This window comes from Pelagibius sp. CAU 1746 (assembly GCF_039839785.1).
In the GTDB taxonomy this organism is placed as follows: Bacteria; Pseudomonadota; Alphaproteobacteria; order Kiloniellales; family Kiloniellaceae; genus Pelagibius.
The window spans coordinates 199425-220986 of record NZ_JBDOQT010000001.1 but is presented as its reverse complement, the minus strand read 5'-3'; the positions used below and the strand labels follow the sequence as shown (position 1 = coordinate 220986).

The window sequence follows — 21562 nt, the reverse complement described above, 5'->3', positions numbered from 1 at the left end:
GCCATGAGCCCGATACTCGACGCCCTCGACCGTGCGCTGCTTGACGGCTGGCAGAGGGACTTTCCCTTGATCCCGCGCCCCTTCGCCGAAATCGGGCGCCGTCTGGAAATACCGGAGGAGGAGGTGCTGGGTCGCTTGCGCCGGCTCTCGGAGGCGGGGGCGATCAGCCGCATCGGCGCGACCTGCCGGCCCAATACCGCCGGGGCCAGCACGCTGGCGGCGGTGGCGGCCCCGGAATTCCGCATCGACGAGATCGCGGAGATCATCGGGGCGGAGCCGGGCGTGAACCACTCCTACCTGCGGGAGAACGACTGGAACATTTGGTTCGTGGCGACCGGGCCGGACCGCGACCACGTGGAGTCGACGCTGGCCCGCATTCATCGCCGCACCGGTCTGGAGGTGCTGGATCTGCCGCTGGTGCGTCCCTTCAATATCAGCCTCGCCTTCGCGCTCGACGGGCCGGGGCGCCTGCCGCCGGCGCGCGAGGACGTCGACGCGGGCGTGCTGCTGCCGGGCGACAGGGAGATCATGCAGGGACTGTCCAGCGGCCTGCCCATCGTGGCTTGCCCCTTCGCCGCCTTGGCGCGCGACCTGGACCGGCCGGAGGAAGAGGTGCTGGCGCGCATTGCCGCGCTGGCGGCGGCGGGCGTCCTCTCCCGCATCGGCGTGATCTTGCGTCACCGGGCGCTCGGCTGGCGCTCCAACGCCATGGTGGTGTGGGACCTGCCGCCCGAAGAGGCCGAACGGATCGGTCCGATGCTGGCTGCGGTGCCGGGGGTGACGCTGTGCTATCAGCGCCGCCCGGCCGGCCGGGTTTGGCCCTACACCCTCTACTGCATGATCCATGCGCGCTCGCGGCAGGAAGCCATCGCCGTCCTCGACCGCGCCTGCGAGGAGACCGGCCTGGCCGGAGTGCCGCACGAGGTGCTCTTCAGCCTGCGCTGTTTCAAGCAGACCGGCGCCATGGTGGCGCCCTCGGCCGGAGCGGCGGCATGACACGTCCGCTCTATCGCCCCGACGCGGTGGACCGCCGCATCATCAACGACCTGCAGGAGGGCTTCCCCCTGTCGCCGCGGCCCTTCGCCGAAGCCGCGGCGCGGCTGGGCCTGGGGGAGGAAGAGCTGATTTCGCGGCTGGGGAACCTGCGCCGGCGCGGCGCGATCACCCGCTTCGGCCCCTTCATCGATGCCGCCGCCATGGGAGGGGCCTTCTGCCTCTGCGCCATGGCGGTGCCGCGGGATCGCTTCGATGCGGTCGCCGAACAGGTCAACGCCTTTGCCGAGGTCGCCCACAACTACGAACGCCAGCATTCCCTCAACATGTGGTTCGTGCTGGCCACGGAGCGGCCGGAGCAGATTGAGGCGGCGGCACAGGCGATTGAGGAGGCCACCGGCCTGGAGGTGCTGCGCTTTCCCAAGCTGGAAGAGTTCTTCATCGGATTCAGGGTGACGGCATGACTCTCGACGCGACCGAACGCCGGATCATCGAGGCGACCCAGGCGGGCCTGCCGCTGTCGCCGGCGCCCTACGCCGAAGTTGCGGCCGGGCTCGGGCTCGAGGAGCGCGAGGTCATCGACCGCCTGGCGGCCCTGCAGGCGCGCGGCGTCGTCCGCCGTATCGGCATCGCGCCCAATCACTATGCCCTGGGCATGGTGGCCAACGGCATGTCGGTCTGGGACGTCGAGGATCCCGCCGCCAGCGAGCTCGGCGCAGAGGTCGGAAATCTCGACTTCGTCTCTCACTGCTACCTGCGGCCCCGCGCCCTGCCGCAGTGGCCCTACAACCTCTTCGCCATGGTCCACGGCAGAAGCCGCGAGGAGGTCGAGGAGAAGCGCGGACGGATCGCCGCCCTGCTCGGCGCGGCCTGCCGGCAAAGCGACATTCTCTATTCGACCCGGATACTCAAGAAGACCGGCCTCAGGATCGGCCGGCAAGGGAAGGCCTGATGTTCCGTCTGTCCCACTACATGCGCCAGCTCGTGGTGCCGACGCCGCCGCGCCGCCGCAAGGGCGCGGTCAAGCCGGTGGTGATCTGGAATCTGACCCGGCGCTGCAACCTGCGCTGCCGCCACTGCTATTCCGTCTCCGCCGACGTCGACTTTCCGGGCGAGCTCAGCCATGAGCAGGCCATGGGCGTGCTGGAAGATCTCGGCGCCTTCGGCATTCCGGCGCTGATCCTCTCCGGCGGCGAACCGCTGGACCGCAAGGATCTCTTCGAGATCGCGGCGCGGGCGCGTGAGATGAAGCTCTACCTGGCGCTTTCCAGCAACGGCACCCGCATCGTCGGGGAAGCCGCCGACCGCGTCGCCGAGATCGGTTTCGACTACGTCGGCATCAGCCTCGACGGCATCGGCGCCACCAACGACTGGTTCCGCGGCCAGGAGGGCGCCTTCGAGCAAGGCCTCGCCGGCGTGCGCGCCTGCAAGGAACGCGGTGTGAAGGTCGGCCTGCGCTTCACATTGACCGAGGACAATGGCGCCCAGCTGCCCGATCTGCTGGACCTCACCGAGGCCGAGGGGGTCGACAAGTTCTATCTCTCGCACCTGGTCTATGCCGGCCGCGGCGACAAGCACCGCGGCGCCGACGCGAGCTGGCGGCGCTCGCGCGACGCCATGGACCTGCTGATCGAGCGGGCCTGGACGGCGGCCGAGGCCGGCGATCCGCTGGAGATCGTGACCGGCAACAACGACGCCGACGCCGTCTACTTCCTGCAGTGGGCGGCGCGGCGGTTCCCGGCCGACAAGGTCGCCCACCTGCGCGCCCATCTGGCGGCCTGGGGCGGCAATTCCTCGGGCGTCGGCGTGGCCAATATCGACCCGCAGGGCAGAGTCCATCCCGACACCTACTGGTCGGACTACACCATCGGCAACGTGAAGCAGCACAAGTTCTCCGAGCTGTGGACCGGAAGCGATCCCATGCTGGCGCAACTCCGCCGGCGTCCGCGCCCGCTCAAGGGGCGCTGCGGGGCCTGCGCCTACCAGGACGTCTGCGGCGGCAACACCCGCATCCGGGCGCTGCAGCTCACCGGCGATCCCTGGGCCGAGGATCCCGCCTGCTACATGGCCGACGCGGAGATCGGCGTCGAGTCCGAGCAGCGGCTGACCGTCACACCTTTCCGCGGGAAGAGCCATGATCCGGCGCATCGCTTCCTCTAGCCTGCTCGCAGCGGCTCTCGGCTGCGCATTGGCCGCTGCTGCGGCCGCCGAGCCTTCGGGCCCGGCGCTGTATGAAGAACACTGCGCGGCTTGCCACGGCGCCGACCGGCTGGGCGGCACCGGCCCGGCCTTGATCCCGGAGTCGCTGTCGCGCCTGCGCGGCGCCAAGCTCACCTCGACCATCGCCGAAGGCCGGGCCGCGACGCAGATGCCGGCCTTCGCCGGCCAGCTCTCCGAGGAGGAGATCGCCGCCCTGGCCGCCTTCGTGCGGGTTCCGCTGGCCGAGGTGCCTGTCTGGAGGACGGAACAGATCGCGGCCAGCCGCAGCTTCGTTCCGGATTACTCGCCGGCCGAGGCCCCGGTCTTCCAAGCCGACCCCCTGAACCTCTTCCTGGTGGTGGAGACGGGCGACCATCACGTCAGCGTGCTGGACGGCGATGGCTTCACGGTGATGGACCGCTTTGCGACGCCCTTTGCCGTTCATGGCGGACCCAAGTTCACGCCCGACGGCCGTTTCGTCTTCATCATGTCGCGCGACGGCTGGGTCCAGAAGTACGACCTCTGGAGCCTGGCGGAAGTCGGCCGGGTGCGCGCCGGGCTCAACAGCCGCAACATCGCGATTTCAAAGGACGGCCTGCACCTGGCGGTCGCCAACTACCTGCCGCGCACTCTGACGATCCTTTCGACCCGTGACCTCGCGGTCGAGCGGATCTTCGACGTGGCGGCCAAGGACGGCACGACTTCGCGGGTTTCGGCGGTCTATCAGGCGCCGCAACGCGACAGTTTCATCCTCGCCCTGAAGGACGCACCGGAGGTTTGGGAGATCTCCACCGATCCCAAGGCGGCTGCCGTCTACGAAGGCTACGTCCACAGCTACGAGAAGGGCATGGTCGAGGCGCTGCCGACCTCCGAGGGCCTCTTCGCCCTGCGCCGCATCGAGGTGTCGGAACCCATCGACGACTTCTTCTTCACGCCCGACTACCGCAACCTCATCGGCGCCTCGCGCGACGGCGCGCGCGGCGTCGTCGTCAACCTGACGGTGGGGCGCGAGATCGCCGAGCTGCCCTTGCCGGGCCTGCCGCACTTGGGCTCCGGCATCTCCTGGCTGCGTGACGGGCACCGGGTCATGGCGACTCCGCACCTGAAGGAGCCGCGCCTGACCGTCATCGATATCGAAAGCTGGGGTGTGGTCGACACCATCGAGACGCTGGGCCCCGGCTTCTTTCTGCGCAGCCACGAGAATTCGCCCTACGTCTGGTCCGACGTCTTCTTCGGGCCCAACCGCGACGTCATGCACGTCATCGACAAGCAGAGCCTGAAGATCGTGAGGACGCTGCGCCCCGTATCCGGCGCCACCGTCGCGCACGTTGAGTTCGACCGCGACGGCCGTCACGCCTTGGTCAGCGTCTGGGAGGACGAGGGTGCGGTCATCGTCTATGACGCCGCGACGCTGGAAGAGGTGAAACGCCTGCCGATGCGCAAGCCCTCTGGGAAGTACAATGTCTGGAACAAGATCACTTTCTCGGATGGCACCAGCCACTGAGCGGCGGAGCGCCCTGCTGGTCGCCCATGGGTCGCCCTCGGCGCCGGCCGGGCCGGAGCGGACGATAGGGGCGCTGGCGCAACGGGTGGCATCTCTGCTGCCCGGCGTCACGGTCGGTGGCGCGACCTTGGCCGCGCCCGGCGCGCTGGAGGCGGCGCTGGCCGCCCTGCCGTCCGCGCCGCCGCTGATCTTTCCGGTCTTCATGTCGGACGGCTGGTTCGTCCGAGTGAAGCTGCCGCAGCGCGTCGGCCGGGTCTGTGGCGAACCCTTCGAGACCCTGCGGCCGCTGGGCCTCGATCCGGCACTGCACCGGCTCTGCCTGGACTATGCCTCGCAGGCCGCGCGGGCCGCCGGGCTGTCTCCCGGGCGGACCACCCTGCTGTTGGCCGCTCATGGCTCGCCGGGCGACTCCGCCCCGCGCGAGGCGGTTGCCGCGGCACTGCGCGTCATTGCCGGGGCGGGGGTGTTCCGCGCCGTGCGGCCCGGCTTTCTCGACCAGGCGCCCTACCTTGAGGAGGCGGCGCGGATCGATGGCCCTGCGGTCTGCCTGCCGTTCTTCGCCGGGCGCGCCGGGCATGTCGAGGACGACGTCCCGCGGGCTCTCGCCGCCGCCGGTTTCGACGGTCTGCAGCTCGACGCCGTCGGCCATCATGACGGGGTCGCGGCGATCGTCGCCGCGGCGCTGGCGGCGCGGGCCAAACGGCGCGCGGCCTGATGGCGCGCGGCGAGGCGGAACCGGCCGGGGGAAGGGGCATGTCGAAGGGAGACGAAGCGGGCGCAAGCGCCTCTGCCGAAGCGGGAACGGCGCTGTTGCGCGCCGGGTTCCGGGCCTTTTTCTTTGCCGCGGGCGTCTGGGCCGCGGCGGCGGTGGCGTTGTGGCTCTTCGTCTTCTGGGGCAGCGTTCCGCTGCCGACCGCCTTCGGCTATACCGCCTGGCACGCTCATGAGATGATTTTCGGCTACGCCGGCGCGGTGATCGCCGGGTTCCTCCTGACCGCGATCCCCAACTGGACCGGACGCCCGATGCTGCGGGGCCTGCCTCTGGCGTTGCTGTTCTGCGCCTGGATCGCCGGCCGCCTTGCCGTCGCCGGCTCGGCGCTCACCGGGCCGCTGGCCGCCGCCGCCATCGACCTCGCCTTTTTGGCCGGGCTTCTTGCCGTTGCCTTGCGAGAGATACTGGCAGGGCGCAACTGGCGCAACCTGCCCATGCCGCTGGCGCTGCTTCTGCTCTTCGCCGCCAACCTCCTGACGCACCTGCAGGCCGCCGGTCTGGCGGAGACGGGGCCCCCGGGCGAGCGGATGGGCATCGGCGTGGTGGTGATGCTCATCAGCCTGATCGGCGGGCGGGTCATTCCCGGCTTTACCCGCAACTGGCTCGTGGCGCGGGGCGCGGCGGCGCTGCCCGCCGGCTTCGGGCGCGTCGACCGGTTCTGTCTGCTGATCACCGCGGCGGGGCTCGGCCTGTGGATTCTTTCGCCGGACCTTCCGCTGACCGGCGCAGCGTTGCTCGCCGCCGGCATCATGAATCTGGTTCGCCTGGCGCGCTGGCGGGGGCAGGCGACGCTGGCGGAACCGCTGGTCTGGAGCCTGCATCTGGGATTTGCATGGCTGCCCCTGGGCTTCGGCTTGCTCGGTCTGGGCGTCCTGCTGCCCGGGGCTCTGCCGGCAAGCGCGGGGGTCCACGCGCTGACCGCGGGAGCCATCGGCGGCATGACCGTCGCGGTGATGACCCGCGCGACTCTTGGGCACAGCGGCCGGGCCTTGACGGCGGATCGCTGGACCATGACGATCTATCTGGGGGTCGCGGCTTCGGCGGCTTTGCGGACGGCCGCGCCTCTGGCCGATGCGGCCTATGTGTCCCTGCTCTGGGCCTCCGGTCTTGTCTGGATCGCCGCCTTCGTGCTCTTTGCCTTCCGCTATGGCCGGATCCATCTCGCCGATTGACGCCCGCGAGGCGTGGCTCAAGCCGCGGACCAAGCAGCCAAGGGGGCGAGTCGAAGCAGGCCCCGCTCCGGCAAGAAGTTCGCTCCCGGGCGGCGGTGCCTCGGCCGGAACCGCGGCCTTGCAAGGGGGGCATCGCAATGCGCCTGCGTGAAGTCACTCTCCATCGCGTCGACCTGCCCTTGACGGCGCCTTGTTGTTTGCCTTGCGGCACCTTTGAAAGCCTGGAGCCGCTGCTGGTGGAAGTCCGCGACGAGGACGGAGCGGTTGGCTGGGGCGAGCAGCATATCCTGCCGGGCTCCAGCGCCGAGACGCGCGAGGGCGGCTGGGCCTTCGCGCGGGACCTGGCCGAACAGGTGGCCGGGATGGAAACGGGGCAGGCCAAGAAGCGTATCCTCGCCCGTGCCGGGGAAAGCAGGGCCGCGGCCACGGCCCTGGTCACCGCCATCGAAATGCTCGAAGGCGCCGAACGGCTGGTCAACAGGCGCGAGCGGCGCTTTCGGCTGCCCGCGGCTTTCGACGCCACCGGGCGCGGCGCCATCGCGGAGGAAGTGGAGCAGCGGCTGGCGCAGGGCTTCCGCACTTTCAAGATAGAGGTCGGCAGGAACCTGGCGGAGGACATCAGGCGGCTGATCTGGATACAGGAGGAACTCGCCGGGCGGGCGACGCTGCGCATCGACGCCAAGGGAGCCTACAGCCGCGCGGCGGGCTGCTGCTTCGCCGCCGCCATCGATCCGGAGGGCGTGGAACTCTTCGAGCAGCCTTGCGCCGCCGGGGATTGGCAAGCGAACGCGGCAGTGGCCGCCGTGTCGCGCGTGCCGCTGATGCTGGATGAGTCGATCCGCTCCCTGACCGACATTGACCGCGCCGCCGCCATCGAGGGTATCGGTTTCTGTAAGGTGAAGCTGAAACGTTTCGGCTCCCTGGCCGCTTTGGAGCAGGCGATCGGTTATCTCCAGGCCAAGGGGCTGGCCGCCGTTGCGGGCGACGGGCTGGGCGCCGAGATCGATTGCTGGATGGAGGCGCGCGTCGCCGACGGCCTGATCGGCAAGGCCGGCGAGTTCAACGGCTTTCTGAAGATCCGCCCGGAGGCCCGCCTGCTGGCCGAGCCGCTGCCCTTTACGGCCGGCGAGATCGTTCTCCCTGCCGGCTGGTGGCCGGAGATCGATCGCCAAAGGTTGCGGTTGCGCTGCTTGCAGAGGCATCGCTTCGCGGCGCCCCGCGCCTGAGCGCGGCGGCGGAAGATGCTGGTGCGGCAATGACGTCTGCTGCATTGTGGTCGCTCCTGGAGGCGCTCGGAGCAGGGCGGAATGGACTATACGGTCGGCGGTGCGAACATTGTCGTTCTGGCAGTCGCCGTCTGGTTTGCCGGTACCTTCATCAACCGGAAGGTCGCCTTCCTGGAGCGTTACAGTATTCCGGTCGCCGTCACCGGGGGGCTGCTGTGCAGCCTGGCGGTCGCGGCCATCTACTACGTCTTTGACGTCACCATTCATTTCGATACCCGCCTGCGCGACCTGCTGCTGCTGGTGTTCTTCTCCACCATCGGCCTCTCGGCGCGGCTGAGCCTCCTGAAACAGGGCGGCTCGGCGCTGGTCGTGCTGCTGGTTGCAGCCGCCGTCCTGCTGATTCTGCAAAACGCCACCGGTGTCCTGCTCGCCCTGGCCTTCGATGAGCATCCCGGCTACGGCCTCTTCGGCGGCAGCGTCTCCCTGGCCGGCGGGCACGGCACCGCGATCGCCTGGGGCGCCGTGGCGGAGGAGGCGGGATTGCAGGGTGCCCGGGAAATCGGCATCGCCTTCGCCACTTTCGGTCTGATTGCCGGCGGCCTCCTCGGCGGCCCCATCGCCGAGCGGCTGATTAAGCGGAACGGTTTGCAGGCGGTCTGCCGGAAGGAGTCCGAGGGCGGCGCGGCCGCGACGGCCGAACCTGCGGTGGCGCGGGGCCTGCCGCCGATCTCCTCGACTCTGGGCATGCTGCTGCTGCTCGCCGTCTGCGTGGAGGCGGGCGACTTGGTGAACCAGTTCCTCTTTTCGCACGGCGTCACCCTGCCGGGTTTCCTGACCGCCATGCTGGTGGGCATCGTTCTCGTCAACGGTGCCGACCTGCTGGAGATCAGGCTCGACCCGGTGACGCGCGAACGCGCCTCCGAGCTGAGCTTGCAGCTCTTCCTGGCCATGAGCCTGATGAGCATGCAGCTCTGGGTTCTGGCCGGGGCGATGGGGCCGATCCTGCTGGCGCTCTTCGCCCAAATGGCGGTCATCACCCTCTTTGCCGTCTTCATCGTCTTCCGGGCGATGGGCGGGACCTACGATGCTGCCGTCGTCGCCGCAGGCTTCTCCGGACTGGGTATGGGCGCGACGCCGGTCGGCATCGCCAATATGAACGCCGTGACCGAGAAATACGGCCCCTCTCCGAAAGCTTTTCTGGTGGTGCCCCTTGTCGGCGCCTTCTTCCTCGACCTCTTGAACGCGCTCGTTATCAAGGCCTTCCTCGGCATGGAGTTCATGCAGGGCTTCTGAGCGGCCTCCCGCCTTGACGGAAGCTATTGTATTCGCTTGTATACCGTTACTGATGCTTGGCGCCGGCCCCGGATGCCGGCGGTTTCTGGGCTCTCCAAGGGAAACTTCGCTTTATGACCCAAACGGCCATCCCGTTCCTCTTCATGCGCGGCGGCACCTCGCGTGGCCCCTATTTCAAGCGCGCCGACCTGCCGGAGGATCTCGATACCCTCTCCCAGGTGCTGATCGCCGCCGTGGGCGCCGGCCACCCGTTGAACATCGATGGCATCGGCGGCGGCGCCGCGGTGACCACCAAGGTCGTCATGCTGAGCCGCTCCGAGCGCGAGGACGCCGACATCGACTACTTCTTCGGTCAGGTGGCGGTGGAGGAGCGCCTGGTCGATTACAAGCCGACCTGCGGGAACATGCTCTCCGGCGTCGGGCCGGCCTCAATCGAGCTGGGCCTCTTCGCGCCCGCCGACGGCGAGACCCGCATCCGCATCCACGCCGTCAATACCGGCGCCCTGGTCGAAGCCGTGGTCCAGACGCCCGGCGGCAAGGTGGTATACGAAGGTGAGGCGGCGATCGACGGTGTGCCCGGCACCGCGGCCCCGGTGCTGCTGAACTTCATGGATGTGGTGGGCTCCAGTTGCGGTGCCTTGCTGCCCACCGGCAAGTTGCGCCAGGAGATCGACGGCATCGAGGTGACCTGCATGGACGTTGCCATGCCCATGGTTATCGCGCGGGCCGCGGACTTCGGCCTCACCGGCTATGAGACCCGCGAGGAACTGGACGCCAACAAGGATTTCTACGCGCGCATGGAGCCGATCCGCCGTAAGGCCGGAGAGATGATGGGCTTGGGCGACGTCTCCAAGTCGGTGACCCCGAAATTCGGCATCCTCTCCAAGGCGCGCGAGGGCGGCACTGTCTCGGCGCGCTACTTCATGCCCTGGAACTGCCACCCCAGCATGGCGGTGACCGGCTCCCAGTGCCTGGCCTCCTGCGCGCTGACCCCCGGCACCGTGGCCGAGGGCCTGGCCGAGCCGGCGGAAGGGCAGCCGGCGGTGGTCACCATCGAGCACGCCTCCGGCCGGATCGACGTCACCGTCGACTACGAGATGAAAGGGGAAGCCTTCGAGCTGCGCTCGGCCGGGCTGCTGCGGACGGCGCGGCTGCTGGCCCGCGGCGAGATCTATGTGCCCGGCGCCGTCTGGGCGGGCTGAGCGGGTTCCGGGAAAAGTCACGTGCTTCAAGGTCTTGGATGGCTTGAGCCGCATCGAATAATATTGTATACAAAAGAATACAAATAAGCGGGAGAGATAGAGGTGGCCGTGCCGCGCGCCCAAAAGACCGCCGTCCCCGCGCCCGAGGCGCTGCAGGGCAAGACCGCCTACCAGCGGCTGCTGGACGAGATCGCCTCCGGCACCTTGCTGCCGGGCACCCGGCTGCGCGAGGTCGAACTGGCCAACCGCCTGGGCATCAGCCGCACGCCGGTGCGCGACGCCATCCGGCAGTTGGAGGCCGACGGCTTGGTCGTCCACGTGCCGAGGGTCGGCGCCGCCATCCGCACCCTCGACTATGCCGAGGTGATGGAGCTCTACGAGATGCGCGCGGTGCTGGAAGGCACCGCCGCGCGGCTGGCGGCCCGCGCCGCCTCCGATGTCGAGATCGCCGAGCTGGAAACTCTGAACGGGGAGCTGCGCGCCGCCGAGGGCGACGGCCTCAAGAGCTACGCGCTCAACAAGCAGTTCCACCGCACGCTGCTCGACGCGGCCCGCAACCGATACCTGACCCGGTCGGTGAACAGCCTGGAAAAGACGCTGCTGATCCTCGGGCGCTCGACGCTTTCCGAATCGGACCGCGTGCGCGAGGCCGTGGCCGAGCATGCGGAGGTTCTGGACGCCCTGCGCGCCCGTGACGCCGCCAAGGCCGAAGAGGTCATGCGCCGGCATATCGAGGCGGCGCACCGCGCCCGCCTGCGCCAGCTGCGCGCCGTCGTGCAGGCGGTGCCGTGATTTTCTCCATGCTGCCTAGTACCTGCGCAGATCCCTGCCGCCCACTCAGGCCGTCATCCCGGCCAAGCGAGCGGCAGCGAGCGCGAGCGGGGATCCAGGGGCAAGTGCTCGAGCGGTTGCCCTGGACCCTCGGGTCAAGCCCGAGGGTGACCGCAACAATTGTTGGCGCCGCCGTCGCGACTGCCGCCGGCGATGGGGGCGCAGGCCAGCCCGATGCCTAGTGAAATGGCCGACAGATCCCTGGTCGAGACCACCTGGGACGTGGTGGTGGTGGGCGGCGGCAACGCGGCGCTCTGCGCCGCCATCACGGCGGCGGAGAAGGGCGCTTCCGTGCTGATCCTCGAAGGCGCGCCGAAGCCCTACCGCGGCGGCAACAGCCGCCACACCCGCAACTTCCGCTGCATGCATCGCGATCCACTCTCTGTGCTGACCGAGGCCTACGAGGAAGAAGAATACTTCCGGGATCTTCTGGTGGTGACCAAGGGCAAGACCGACGAGGGCCTCGCCCGCCTGGCCATCCGCGAGTCCGAAGCCTGCCTGCCCTGGATGGAGGCTCACGGCGTGCGCTTCCAGCCTTCGCTGTCCGGCACGCTCTCCCTGTCGCGGACCAACGCCTTCTTCCTGGGCGGCGGCAAGGCCCTGGTCAACGCCTACTACAACACGGCGGAGGACTTGGGCGTGCGCGCCGTCTACGAGGCGCAGGTCGTCCACGTCGGGATCGAGGACGGCCGCTTCACCCATGTGGAGGTCGAACTGGGCGGCGAGACGTTGCGGATCGCGGGCAAGGCCGCGGTGTTGGCCGCCGGCGGCTTCCAGGCCGACATCGACTGGCTGGCGCGCGCCTGGGGGCCCTCGGCGCGCAACTTCCTGATCCGCGGCACGCCCTACAACAGGGGCGTGGTGCTGAAGGACCTGCTGGACCAGGGCGCGGAGAGCATCGGCGATCCGACCCAGTGCCACGCCGTCGCCATCGACGGCCGCGCGCCGAAGTACGACGGCGGCATCGCCACGCGCATCGACTGCGTGCCCTTCTCCATCGTCGTGAACAAGGACGGCCGGCGCTTCTACGATGAAGGCGAGGACGTCTGGCCGAAGCGCTATGCCATCTGGGGGCGGCTGGTGGCGGCGCAACCCGACCAGATGGCCTACGCGATCATCGACCACAAGAGCATCGATCTCTTCATGCCCACGGTCTTCCCGCCGGAAAAGGCGGAAACGATTGAGGGCTTGGCCCGGCGCCTGGGCCTGCCGGTGCCGGCGCTGAAGCAGACGGTCGAGGATTTCAACAAGGCCTGCCGGGAGGGCGTCTTTCATCCGACCGAGCTGGACGGGCTGGCGACCGAAGGGGTTGCGCCGGAGAAGACCAACTGGGCGCGTCCCCTCGATACGCCGCCCTACTACGGCTACCTGCTGCGCCCCGGCGTCACTTTTACCTACCTGGGCCTGAAGGTCGACGAGACCGCGCGGGTCACAGCGCCCGAAGGCGTTGGGGACGGCCGCTACGCCAATATCTGGGCGGCCGGCGAGATCATGGCGGGCAACGTGCTGGGCGAGGGCTATCTCGCCGGTTTCGGCATGACCATCGGCACCGTCTTCGGGCGCATCGCCGGCAGGGAGGCGGCTGACCATGTCCTCTGAGGCCACGACTCCTTCGCTCCTGCAGTTCGCCGGCGACGCGGAAGGCGAGGCCGCCATCGCCGAGGCGCGCCGCCAGATTGAGATCTGCAATGCCTGCCGCTACTGCGAGGGCTTCTGCGCGGTCTTCCCGGCGATGACGCGGCAGAAGGCCTTCGCCGACGGCGACATGATCCAGCTCGCCAACCTCTGCCACAACTGCCGGGGCTGCTACTACTCCTGCCAGTATTCCGCGCCGCACGAGTTCGATCTCAACGTGCCCGCTGCCCTGGCGGCGGTGCGCCAGGATAGCTGGACGCGCAGCGCCTGGCCCGCGGCCCTGGGCCGCGTCTTCCACCGCCACGGCGTGGCGGTCGCGGCGGCGCTGGTCGCCGGCTTCGCCGTCCTGCTGCTGCTCATCCAGGCGCTGCGCCCGGAGGCGGGGCAGGGCTTCTATGCCTTCCTGTCGCACAACGCCATGGTCGCGATCTTCCTGCCGGCCTTCCTGCTGCCGCTGGCCGCGCTGGCGGTGGGCTTGCGGCGCTATTGGCGCGAGGTCGGCGGAGCGCCGTTGCGCGGCCGTCACCTGGCGGCGGCCTTCAAGGACGCGGCGGTGCTGCGCAACCTCGACGGCGGCCAGGGGCAGGGCTGTAATTTCGAGAAGGGCGACCGCTATTCCAACGAGCGGCGTTTCGCCCACCAGGCGACGCTCTACGGCTTCCTGCTGTGCTTCGCCGCGACCAGCGTCGCGACGCTGATGCACTACCTCTTCGACATGCCGGCGCCTTACGGCCTCTTCAGCCTGCCCAAGCTGTTCGGCCTTTCCGGCGGTATCCTGTTGTGCCTCGGCACCCTGCGCCTCGCCATGCTAAAGACCCGGGGCGCGCGCGCGCTGGGTGCGCCGGGCGTCTGGGGCGGCGAGATGGCCTTCGTGCTGCTGCTGTTCTTCGTCAGCCTCTCGGGCCTGGTGCTCTACGCGGCCAATAGCACTACAGCCGTTCCCTGGCTGCTGGCGCTGCACCTGGGGTCCGTGCTCGCTTTTTTCCTGCTGACGCCGTACTCCAAAATGGTGCACGGCTTCTACCGCCTGGCGGCGCTGGCCCGTGAGGCGCAGCAGCGTGCTGCGAAGTCCTGAGCCTCCCCGGTGACCGCTCAGGGCCATTGGTCCGGCCGCCGGCGGGTGTCCGGCCCCGATCCCAGGGGCGGCATGACAGGCGGGAAAGCCGGCGTTAGATTCTTCCGTTAAGCCGGACAATACGGCACTGCGGATCACGGGGAGGGTAAGGCAACATGCAGGAACAGCTTTTCTTCAACATCGACAAGTCCGATGGCGGGGTTCACCGCGAACTCGCCCCCGGCATCACCACGACGGTCTTTTCCGGAGAGCACGCACAGATCTCCATCGTCCGCTTCGCGGCGGGTGCCAAGGGGACGCTGCATCATCACCCCGAGGAACAGTGGGGCCACTGTCTTTCCGGCTCCGGCCTGCGCTTTCAGGGCGAGGAAGAGGTGGCGGTGAAGCCGGGCGATTTCTGGCGCACGCCGGGTGGATTGCCGCACACCATGGTCGCGGGCGACGAGGGCATGGTGGTCATGGACATTTTCGCGCCGCCGCGCAAGGCCTACAGGGAAGCCGGCAGCGGCTTTGCGGTGGAGGACGGCTAGATCTGCGCCCCGGCCGGAGGTTCCGAAGAATGACGGATGAACGGGATAAGCACGACACCGCGACGGTCGCGCGCGAAGAACTGCTGCGCCTTGCCGAGGCGGCGCTGACCGCCGCCGGAGCGTCCCCACGCCACGCCGCCTTGAGCGCCGATATCCTGGTGGAAGGCGATCTCATGGGGCTCGGCACCCATGGCGTGTTGCGCGTCCTGCTCTACAGCGAGCGTCTGCGCCTGGGCGGCATCGCCGCCGACGCCGAAATCACGGTGGAGCGCAAGACGCCGTCGCTGGCGCTGGTCGACGGGGGTAATGGCCTCGGCCCGGCGGTGGCCATGGCCGGGCTGGACGCCGGTTTCGAGATGGCGGCGGAAAGCGGGCTTGCCTATGTCGGCTGCCGCAACTCCAATCACCTGGGCGCGCTGGCCCCCTATGCGCTGAAGGCCTGCGAGAAGGGACTGGTGCTGCTTTGCGGCACCAACGCCTCCACCACCATTGCGCCCTGGGGCGGGCGCGAAGCGCGCCTCGGCAACAACCCCCTCTGCATCGCCGCGCCCTGCCCCCCTTCGGCCGGCGATGGCGCGCCGCACTTCATCCTCGACATGGCGATGAGCGTTGCGGCGCGCGGCAAGATTCGCAAGGCGCGCGACGAAGGCACCGCCATTCCCGAAGGCTGGGCGGTGGATGCCGCCGGCCGGCCGACCAGCGACCCGGTGGCGGCCCTGGAAGGCTTCCTCCTGCCCTTCGGCGGGCACAAGGGTTCGGGATTGTCCCAGGCGGTCGACCTGCTTTCCGGCGTGCTGACCGGCGCGCGTTTCCTCACCGATATCTCGCCCTGGACCGATTATCCGGAGCGCGCCTGCGGGACCGGCCACTTCTTCCTGTTGCTCGATCCCGCCCGCCTGCTCGGCGCCGAGCAGTATGCGGCCGCGGTGGAGCGCTTCCGCCGCCTGATCCGCGAGACCCCGCCGGCCGATCCGGCGCAGCCGGTGCAGATTCCCGGCGAGCGCGAGCAACTGCGCCGCGCCGAGGCCTTGGAAAAGGGGATCGTTCTGCCCGCCGGCCTCTTGGCCAAGATCGAGGCCCTGGCGTCGGGGAATCCGCTCTAAGCCGAAGCCGCCTGCGCCTCGGCGTCGGCGGCGCTCCATTCCCGCGTGATGGCCTTCAGCTCCGCCAGCAGGGCGGCCTGAACCTGGGTCGGTTTCCAGTCGTGCCGCAGGGTGGCCACGATGGTGCGCTGCAATTCGGGCAGTTCGAGGTCGACCGCCGTCAGCAGCCCGGCCTCCAGTTCCGGGGCGATCTGATGGCGCGACAGCACGGTCAGGCGGTCGCTCTCCAGCAGCAGGCCGCGCACCGAGGCCTGCGAGCCGGTTTCGACCAGGCCTTGTGCATGCTGTGCGCCGGCCCGGTCCAGCAAGGCGTTGCAGCTCCGCCGCGTCGGTGTCCCCTCGCGCGGCAAGATCCAGGGGAAGCGCGCCAGGTCCGCGAGCGACGTCACGCCCTTGGCCAGCAGGGGATGATCGGCGCGGGCGACGACCGCCAAGCGGTCCTCGAACAGCAAGTCTTCGACCACATCGTCGGTGGGCAGCGGGCGTCCGGCGCTCACCACGAGATCCAGGTCGCCGGCCCTCAACCCGTGCAGCAGTTGATCGTAGGTGCCGTCCTGGATCAGGAAGTTCGCATCGGGAAAGGCGCGGCTGGCGCGCGCGACCGCCCGCGGCACCAGCTCCGTGCGGCCCAGTGCCAGGGCGCCGATGGCGACCCGGCCCTGGTGCCGGCCGCGGGCTTCGTCCAGGTCGTCGGCGACCAGGTCGATTTCCCTCAGGATCAGGCCGACAGAGGTGGCGAAATCGGCGCCGCCCCGGGTCGGTGCCAGGCCCAGGCTCGTTTGCTCCAGCAGGTCGACGCCGAGCACGTCCTGCAACTGCCGCACGGCGCGGTGCACGGAAGGTTGAGAAATTCCCAGGCGCTTGGCGCCGGCCTTGAAGCCGCCGGCGCGCGCCGTCGCCACGAAGGCGTCGAGTTGCGACAGGGTCAGCATGCGGTCGGGCAGGGCGCCGCCGCGGCCGCTCCCGCGTGCGGCGCAGACGCGCTGGGTCGCCGAACGCAGCCGTTCCAGTGCCCGGTCGATGCGCTCCACCGCCACCCGGCCCAGGTCGGTCGGGTAGACGCCGGTGGTGCCGCGCTCCAGCAGGCGGCAGCCGTAATGGATCTCCATCCGGGCCACGGCCTGGCTGACGGCGGATTGCGTGACGCGCGCCACTTCCGCCGCCCGGCTGATGTTGCCTTCGCGCACCGCCAGGCTGAAGGCCCGCAGATGACGCAGGTTCGGCCGGTTCGCGCGGATTGTTTGATCGCTCATGAATAGCAACATGTAATGCTTCGATCAGTGAATTTCTTATACAACACAGGCGTTGACGGCAATACTGCCCGGCGACACAGGAATTGCGTTTCAGGAGGAGTTAATGGCTGGGCAGTCCGCTTTGGTCGTCAGTGCGCACGCCGCTGATTTCGTATGGCGCGCGGGAGGGGCCATCGCCCTGCATGCGGCCAAGGGCGATGCGGTGACCATCGTATGCCTGTCTTTTGGCGAGCGCGGCGAGTCCGCCAAGCTGTGGAAGCAGCCGGGCATGACCCTGGACCGGGTGAAGGACGCCCGCCGCAAGGAGGCCGAGGCCGCCGCCAAGGCGCTGAACGCCCACGACATCGAGTTCTTCGACCTGGGCGACTATCCGCTGGTCGCCGGCCCCGAGGCCAAGGAGCGCCTGGTCGACACCATGCGGCGGGTGCAGCCTTCCTTCCTGCTGAGTCATTCCAAGGCCGACCCCTACAACGGCGACCATCCCTACGCCACCCAGGTGACGCTGGAGTGCCGATCGACGGCCCAGGCCTGGGGCCACAAGCCGGGCGAGAAGGTGCTGGGCGCGCCGCAGCTCTATCTCTTCGAACCGCACCAGACCGAGCAATGCGACTGGCGCCCGGATACCATCCTCGACATCACCGACGTCTGGGAGCAGAAATGGGCAGCCATCCAGTGCATGGAGGGCCAGGAGCACCTCTGGAGCTATTACACCAACGTGGCCGCAAACCGCGCCAACCAGTTCCGCCGCAACTCCGGCGGCCAGGCTGGCGGCCGCCCGGCCAAGTATGCCGAGGCTTTCCAGTCGATCTTCCCGCGCACGGTCGACGGCTTGTGAGAGGCGGCGCGCTGTGAGGGAGAACGAAGGATGAGCAACATTGTCGTCACCAACTGCCCGCGTGCCGAGCGTGCCATCGTCGACGGCCTGGCGGCCTGCGGCGTCGCTACGGTGCACGAGGCCCAGGGCCGCAAGGGCCTGATGCAGAGCTACATGCGCCCGATCTATCCGGGCGCGCGGGTGGCGGGCTGTGCCGTCACCGCCTCCATGGCGCCTGCCGACAACTGGATGATCCACGTCGCCGTGGAGCAATGCCAGGAAGGCGACATCGTTGTCGCCGCGCCGACCTCGCCCGGCGATCAGGGCTTTTTCGGCGAGTTGCTGGGGCAGGCGCTGCTGGCGCGCAGGGTGCGTGCCTTGATCATCGACGCCGGCACCCGCGATACGTCCGACCTGACGAAGCTGGGTTTCCCGGTGTGGTCGAAGGCGGTCTCGGCCCAGGGCACCGTGAAGGAGACTCTCGGCTCTGTGAATGTCCCTGTCATCTGCGCGGGCGCCGCGGTGGCGCCGGGCGATGTGATCGTCGCCGACGACGACGGTGTCTGCGTGGTCAAACGCGAGGAAGCCGAGGTGGTGCTGGCGGCGGCCCGCGCCCGCGAGGAAAAGGAGGACGACACCCGCGCCCGGCTCAAGGCCGGCGAGTTGAGTCTCGATATCTACGGGATGCGCGCGCGCCTGGCGGACAAGGGTCTGAAGTACGTCGACTATGCGGACTACGCTGCCGGCAGGACGGAGGGCTGAAGCCTTGCGCGGGGTTCCTTGCACCTTGATGCGCGGCGGCACGTCGAAGGGCGCCTATTTCCTGGCCGGCGATCTGCCGCAGGATCCGGCTGCACGCGACGCGCTGCTGCTGGCGGTCATGGGGTCGCCGGACCCGCGCCAGATCGACGGCATCGGCGGCGCCGACCCCCTGACCAGCAAGGTCGCCATCGTCCAGCGCTCGGCGCGCCCCGGCATCGACGTCGATTACCTCTTCGCCCAGGTCTTCGTTGACGAGGCCCGCGTCGGCTACGGCCAGAACTGCGGCAACATCCTGGCCGGGGTCGGCTACTTCGCCATCGAGAAGGGGCTGGTGCCCGCCGCCGACCCGGTCACCCCCGTCACCATCTACCTGTCCAACAGCGGCCAGACCGCGGTCGCCGAGATCGCCACGCCCGGCGGCAAGCCGAGCTACCGGGGCGAGGCTCAGATCGACGGCGTGCCGGGCAGCGCCGCGCCGGTGCCCTTGAGTTTCACCGACGCCGCCGGCTCCACCTGCGGCGCCTTGCTGCCGACCGGCAACGCGGTGGACGAAGTCGCGGGCGCGAGGGTCACGCTGATCGACAACGGCATGCCGGTGGTGGTGATGCTGGCCTCCGACATGGGAATCAGCGGCGAGGAGACGCGCGAGGAGCTGGATGCCAACGGCAAGCTCAAGGCGCGCCTGGAGGAGATTCGCCTGGCCGCCGGCCCCTTGATGAACCTGGGCGACGTCGCCGAGCAGACCGTTCCCAAGATGACCATGGTCTCGGCGCCGCGCCACGGCGGCTGCGTTTCCACCCGCACCTTCATTCCGCACCGCTGTCACGCCACCATCGGCGTCTTCGGCGCCATCAGCGTGGCCACGGCCTGTCTGTTGCCCGGCTCGCCCGCATCGGAGGTGGCCGCGATCCCCGAAGGCGCCTCGAAGACGCTGGCGGTCGAGCATCCCGGCGGCGCGCTCGACGTGATTGTCGAGGTCGACGAGGGCAACGCACCGCCGCAGATCAAACGCGCCGCTTTTCTGCGCACCGCCCGCAAGCTCTTCGAGGGCCGGGTCTTCGCCCGCGACGCAGGCTAGTTTCCGGTCAGTGACGGCAAAGAAAGCCCCCGGGCGCCGTTGAGGCGGCGGCCCGGGGGTTTCGTTGTTCTGCTTGCAGCGGCGCTTACGTCAGCGGCCAGGGCAGGCGCACGAACTCCTGCAGCAGACCCGGCGGAAAGTCGCGGCCCAGGGTGCCGGCCAGGAAGCAGATGAAGCCGATGGCGATGGCCGTCAGGATGACGGTCCGCAGCCATGACACCTGCGCGCGGACGCGCAGGAAGGTGAGGAAGAAGATCGTCGCCGCCAGGATGAAGCCCAGGAGACCGGACAGCACCAGCAGGTAGGCGAACCAGCCCAGTGTCGCCCAGAGGCCGTGCGGCGCGCTGGCGTCCTCGCCGCCGCGCTCGAAGTCGGCGAAGATCGCGTTGTTCTCGGGGACGCGCATCATCTGGATCAACAATGCGAAGCCGCAGACCAGGGTCACCGCGCCGACCGTCACCGGGAAGATCTTGTCGCCGACCCGGCCGATGCCCAGGGCGTCGAACCAGGCGACCAGCAGATAGCCGAGGATGCAGATCAAGAAGACCAGCGGTGCGCGCTTGCCGCCGGTCGGCGGCGTGTCGGACCCCAGGATGTGCTTGCCCTGGCGGATGCCGATGATGACCGAAACGACGATCAGCAGCAGAATCACCAGCACGATGGGCGAGGCGACGTACTCCAGGCCGTCCATGAAGCCCTGACGGAAGCGTGCGCCGGCAATCTGGTTGGCCATGTTGGAGAAGGCCTCGGCCTGGGCCGAGAGCACGAAGCCGATCAGGAAGGCCGGGCGCGAAAACTCGAAGCGGCGCAGGAAGATGCCCAGCACGCCGATGGCCATCAGCGCCGCCAGGTCGCCCAGCGACTGGCGCGACTGGAAGGCGGCGAAGGCAATGACCATGAAGAGGAAGGGGGCGACCAAAGTGAAGCGGATGGTCGTCAGCTTGGCGATCTGGTTGGACAGCGCGATGCACAGCCCGGCGCCCAGCACGTTGGCGATGGCCAGCGACCAGACGATCGTATAGGTGATGTCCAGGTTGTGGCGCACCATGTGCGGGCCGGGATCGTAACCCAGCAGGGCGATGCCGCCCAGGAAGACGGCCATGCTGCCCGAGCCGGGGATGCCGAAGATCAGCGTCGGCACCAGGCCACCGCCTTCCTTGGCGTTGTTTGAGGACTCGGGGCCGATGACGCCGCGGATCTCGCCCTTGCCGAAGCGGCTCTTGTCCTTCGTCGACTGCACGGTGAAACCGTAGGCGATCCAGTCCACGACTGAGCCGCCGAGGCCCGGAATGACCCCCACCAGCACGCCGATGGCGGAGCAGCGGATGGACAGCCAGATGTTGCGCCACCAGTCGCGCACGCCGTCGATCCAGCCCTTGCCCAGGCCGCCGGTCTTGGAGATTGCGCGGTCCTGGCGCAGCAGGGCGACGATCTCGGGAATGGCGAAGATGCCCAGGCCGACGATGACCAGGGAGAAGCCGTCGATCAGGTAGGGGATGTCGTAGGTCGCCATGCGCAGGCTGCCACCGGCGGCCGCTTCGCCGATGGTGCCGACCATCAGGCCCAGGCCCGCGGCGACCACGCCCTTCAGCGGGATGCGACCGGCCAGGATCGCCACCATCGACAAGCCGAGGATGGTGATCATCAGCATCTCCGGCAGACCGAAGGCGAGGATCAGGGGGCGGGCGATGAGGATGAAGAACGTCAGGACGCAGGCGCCCAGGATGCCGCCGAACAGCGAGGAGGCGAAGGCGGCGGAAAGCGCCCGCGCGGCTTCGCCCTTCTTGGACAGCGGAAAGCCGTCCAGCACCGTCGCCTGGCTCGCGGTGGAGCCGGGGATGCCGAGCAGCACCGAGGCGAAGGTGTCGGAGGTGGGGACCACGGCGATGAGGCCGACCATGAGCGCCAGGCCGGACACCGGATCCATGCCGAAGATGAAGGGCAGGACCAGAGACAGCCCGGCGATCCCGCCCAAACCCGGGAAGACCCCGACCGAAAGGCCCAGGAGAACGCCGATGAACAGGAACATCAGCTGTTCGGGTTGAAGAATAAGAGTCACCGCCTCGCCGAGGGCGGGCAGTGCGGTCCCGATCAGATCCATGGATTAATCTTCACGCAAG

At 68.9% G+C, this 21562-nt stretch carries 20 protein-coding genes; 18 read left to right on the top strand and 2 right to left on the bottom strand.

Annotation, left to right across the window (positions count from 1 at the left end; all coding sequences use genetic code 11):
• Positions 1–3 precede the first annotated feature (3 nt).
• The 15 genes from AAFN88_RS01005 to AAFN88_RS00935 all read left to right on the top strand — a co-directional run bounded on the left by AAFN88_RS01005 (position 4) and on the right by AAFN88_RS00935 (position 15535).
• Complete coding sequence (locus AAFN88_RS01005; RefSeq protein WP_347517638.1) at positions 4–996, top strand: AsnC family transcriptional regulator; 993 nt, start codon at positions 4–6, stop codon at positions 994–996.
• Positions 993–1457, top strand: coding sequence for an Lrp/AsnC family transcriptional regulator (locus AAFN88_RS01000; RefSeq protein ID WP_347517637.1), 465 nt, complete (start codon positions 993–995; stop codon positions 1455–1457). The genes AAFN88_RS01005 and AAFN88_RS01000 overlap by 4 nt, the downstream gene beginning before the upstream one ends.
• Positions 1454–1945 (top strand): Lrp/AsnC family transcriptional regulator, encoded by a 492-nt coding sequence (locus AAFN88_RS00995; RefSeq protein WP_347517636.1) that lies wholly within the window; start codon positions 1454–1456, stop codon positions 1943–1945. Before AAFN88_RS01000 ends, AAFN88_RS00995 begins: the two co-directional genes overlap by 4 nt.
• The gene (gene nirJ, locus AAFN88_RS00990) at positions 1945–3153 is read left to right on the top strand and encodes a heme d1 biosynthesis radical SAM protein NirJ (protein ID WP_347517635.1); all 1209 of its coding nucleotides are present in this window, start codon (positions 1945–1947) and stop codon (positions 3151–3153) included. The genes AAFN88_RS00995 and nirJ overlap by 1 nt, the downstream gene beginning before the upstream one ends.
• Positions 3128–4696 (top strand): cytochrome D1 domain-containing protein, encoded by a 1569-nt coding sequence (locus AAFN88_RS00985; protein ID WP_347517634.1) that lies wholly within the window; start codon positions 3128–3130, stop codon positions 4694–4696. The genes nirJ and AAFN88_RS00985 overlap by 26 nt, the downstream gene beginning before the upstream one ends.
• Entirely contained in the window at positions 4680–5411 is a 732-nt protein-coding gene (locus tag AAFN88_RS00980; RefSeq protein WP_347517633.1) for a CbiX/SirB N-terminal domain-containing protein, read from the top strand. Before AAFN88_RS00985 ends, AAFN88_RS00980 begins: the two co-directional genes overlap by 17 nt.
• Before the next feature lie 38 nt (positions 5412–5449).
• Entirely contained in the window at positions 5450–6640 is a 1191-nt protein-coding gene (locus AAFN88_RS00975; protein ID WP_347517632.1) for an NnrS family protein, read from the top strand.
• A 137-nt stretch (positions 6641–6777) separates the two neighbouring features.
• Entirely contained in the window at positions 6778–7866 is a 1089-nt protein-coding gene (locus AAFN88_RS00970; protein WP_347517631.1) for a mandelate racemase/muconate lactonizing enzyme family protein, read from the top strand.
• Positions 7867–7947: 81 nt separating this feature from the next.
• Positions 7948–9159, top strand: coding sequence for a sodium/glutamate symporter (gene gltS / locus AAFN88_RS00965; protein ID WP_347517630.1), 1212 nt, complete (start codon positions 7948–7950; stop codon positions 9157–9159).
• A 113-nt stretch (positions 9160–9272) separates the two neighbouring features.
• On the top strand, positions 9273–10361 hold the full coding sequence (locus AAFN88_RS00960) for a 4-oxalomesaconate tautomerase (RefSeq protein ID WP_347517629.1): 1089 nt from the start codon (positions 9273–9275) through the stop codon (positions 10359–10361).
• Between the two features lie 102 nt (positions 10362–10463).
• A complete protein-coding gene (locus tag AAFN88_RS00955) occupies positions 10464–11153 on the top strand; it encodes a GntR family transcriptional regulator (RefSeq protein WP_347517628.1) in 690 nt (229 codons plus the stop codon).
• A 225-nt stretch (positions 11154–11378) separates the two neighbouring features.
• A complete protein-coding gene (gene tcuA / locus AAFN88_RS00950; RefSeq protein WP_347517627.1) occupies positions 11379–12791 on the top strand; it encodes an FAD-dependent tricarballylate dehydrogenase TcuA in 1413 nt (470 codons plus the stop codon).
• Positions 12781–13902: a tricarballylate utilization 4Fe-4S protein TcuB gene (gene tcuB / locus AAFN88_RS00945; RefSeq protein ID WP_347517626.1), complete on the top strand. Its 1122-nt coding sequence runs from the start codon at positions 12781–12783 to the stop codon at positions 13900–13902. Before tcuA ends, tcuB begins: the two co-directional genes overlap by 11 nt.
• 155 nt (positions 13903–14057) lie before the next feature.
• Positions 14058–14432 carry a cupin domain-containing protein gene (locus AAFN88_RS00940; protein WP_347517625.1) on the top strand — a complete coding sequence of 125 codons (375 nt, stop codon included), beginning with the start codon at positions 14058–14060 and terminating at the stop codon, positions 14430–14432.
• Positions 14433–14461: 29 nt separating this feature from the next.
• Positions 14462–15535 carry an Ldh family oxidoreductase gene (locus AAFN88_RS00935; protein ID WP_347517624.1) on the top strand — a complete coding sequence of 358 codons (1074 nt, stop codon included), beginning with the start codon at positions 14462–14464 and terminating at the stop codon, positions 15533–15535.
• Here AAFN88_RS00935 and AAFN88_RS00930 read toward each other — a convergent pair.
• Complete coding sequence (locus AAFN88_RS00930) at positions 15532–16788, bottom strand: LysR family transcriptional regulator (protein WP_347517623.1); 1257 nt, start codon at positions 16786–16788, stop codon at positions 15532–15534. The two genes, AAFN88_RS00935 and AAFN88_RS00930, sit on opposite strands and share 4 nt — an antisense overlap.
• 103 nt (positions 16789–16891) lie before the next feature.
• On the opposite strand from AAFN88_RS00930, the gene AAFN88_RS00925 reads away from it, so the two are divergent.
• From AAFN88_RS00925 to AAFN88_RS00915, 3 genes are read left to right on the top strand one after another with little or no spacing between them, the layout of a single operon-like run.
• The gene (locus AAFN88_RS00925; RefSeq protein ID WP_347517622.1) at positions 16892–17623 is read left to right on the top strand and encodes a PIG-L deacetylase family protein; all 732 of its coding nucleotides are present in this window, start codon (positions 16892–16894) and stop codon (positions 17621–17623) included.
• Between the two features lie 30 nt (positions 17624–17653).
• On the top strand, positions 17654–18364 hold the full coding sequence (locus AAFN88_RS00920; RefSeq protein WP_347517621.1) for a 4-carboxy-4-hydroxy-2-oxoadipate aldolase/oxaloacetate decarboxylase: 711 nt from the start codon (positions 17654–17656) through the stop codon (positions 18362–18364).
• Positions 18365–18368: 4 nt separating this feature from the next.
• Positions 18369–19442, top strand: coding sequence for a 4-oxalomesaconate tautomerase (locus AAFN88_RS00915; RefSeq protein WP_347517620.1), 1074 nt, complete (start codon positions 18369–18371; stop codon positions 19440–19442).
• A gap of 85 nt (positions 19443–19527) precedes the next feature.
• On the opposite strand, the gene AAFN88_RS00910 is transcribed toward AAFN88_RS00915, so the two are convergent.
• Positions 19528–21543 carry a tripartite tricarboxylate transporter permease gene (locus tag AAFN88_RS00910; protein WP_347517619.1) on the bottom strand — a complete coding sequence of 672 codons (2016 nt, stop codon included), beginning with the start codon at positions 21541–21543 and terminating at the stop codon, positions 19528–19530.
• Between the last annotated feature and the right edge of the window lie 19 nt (positions 21544–21562).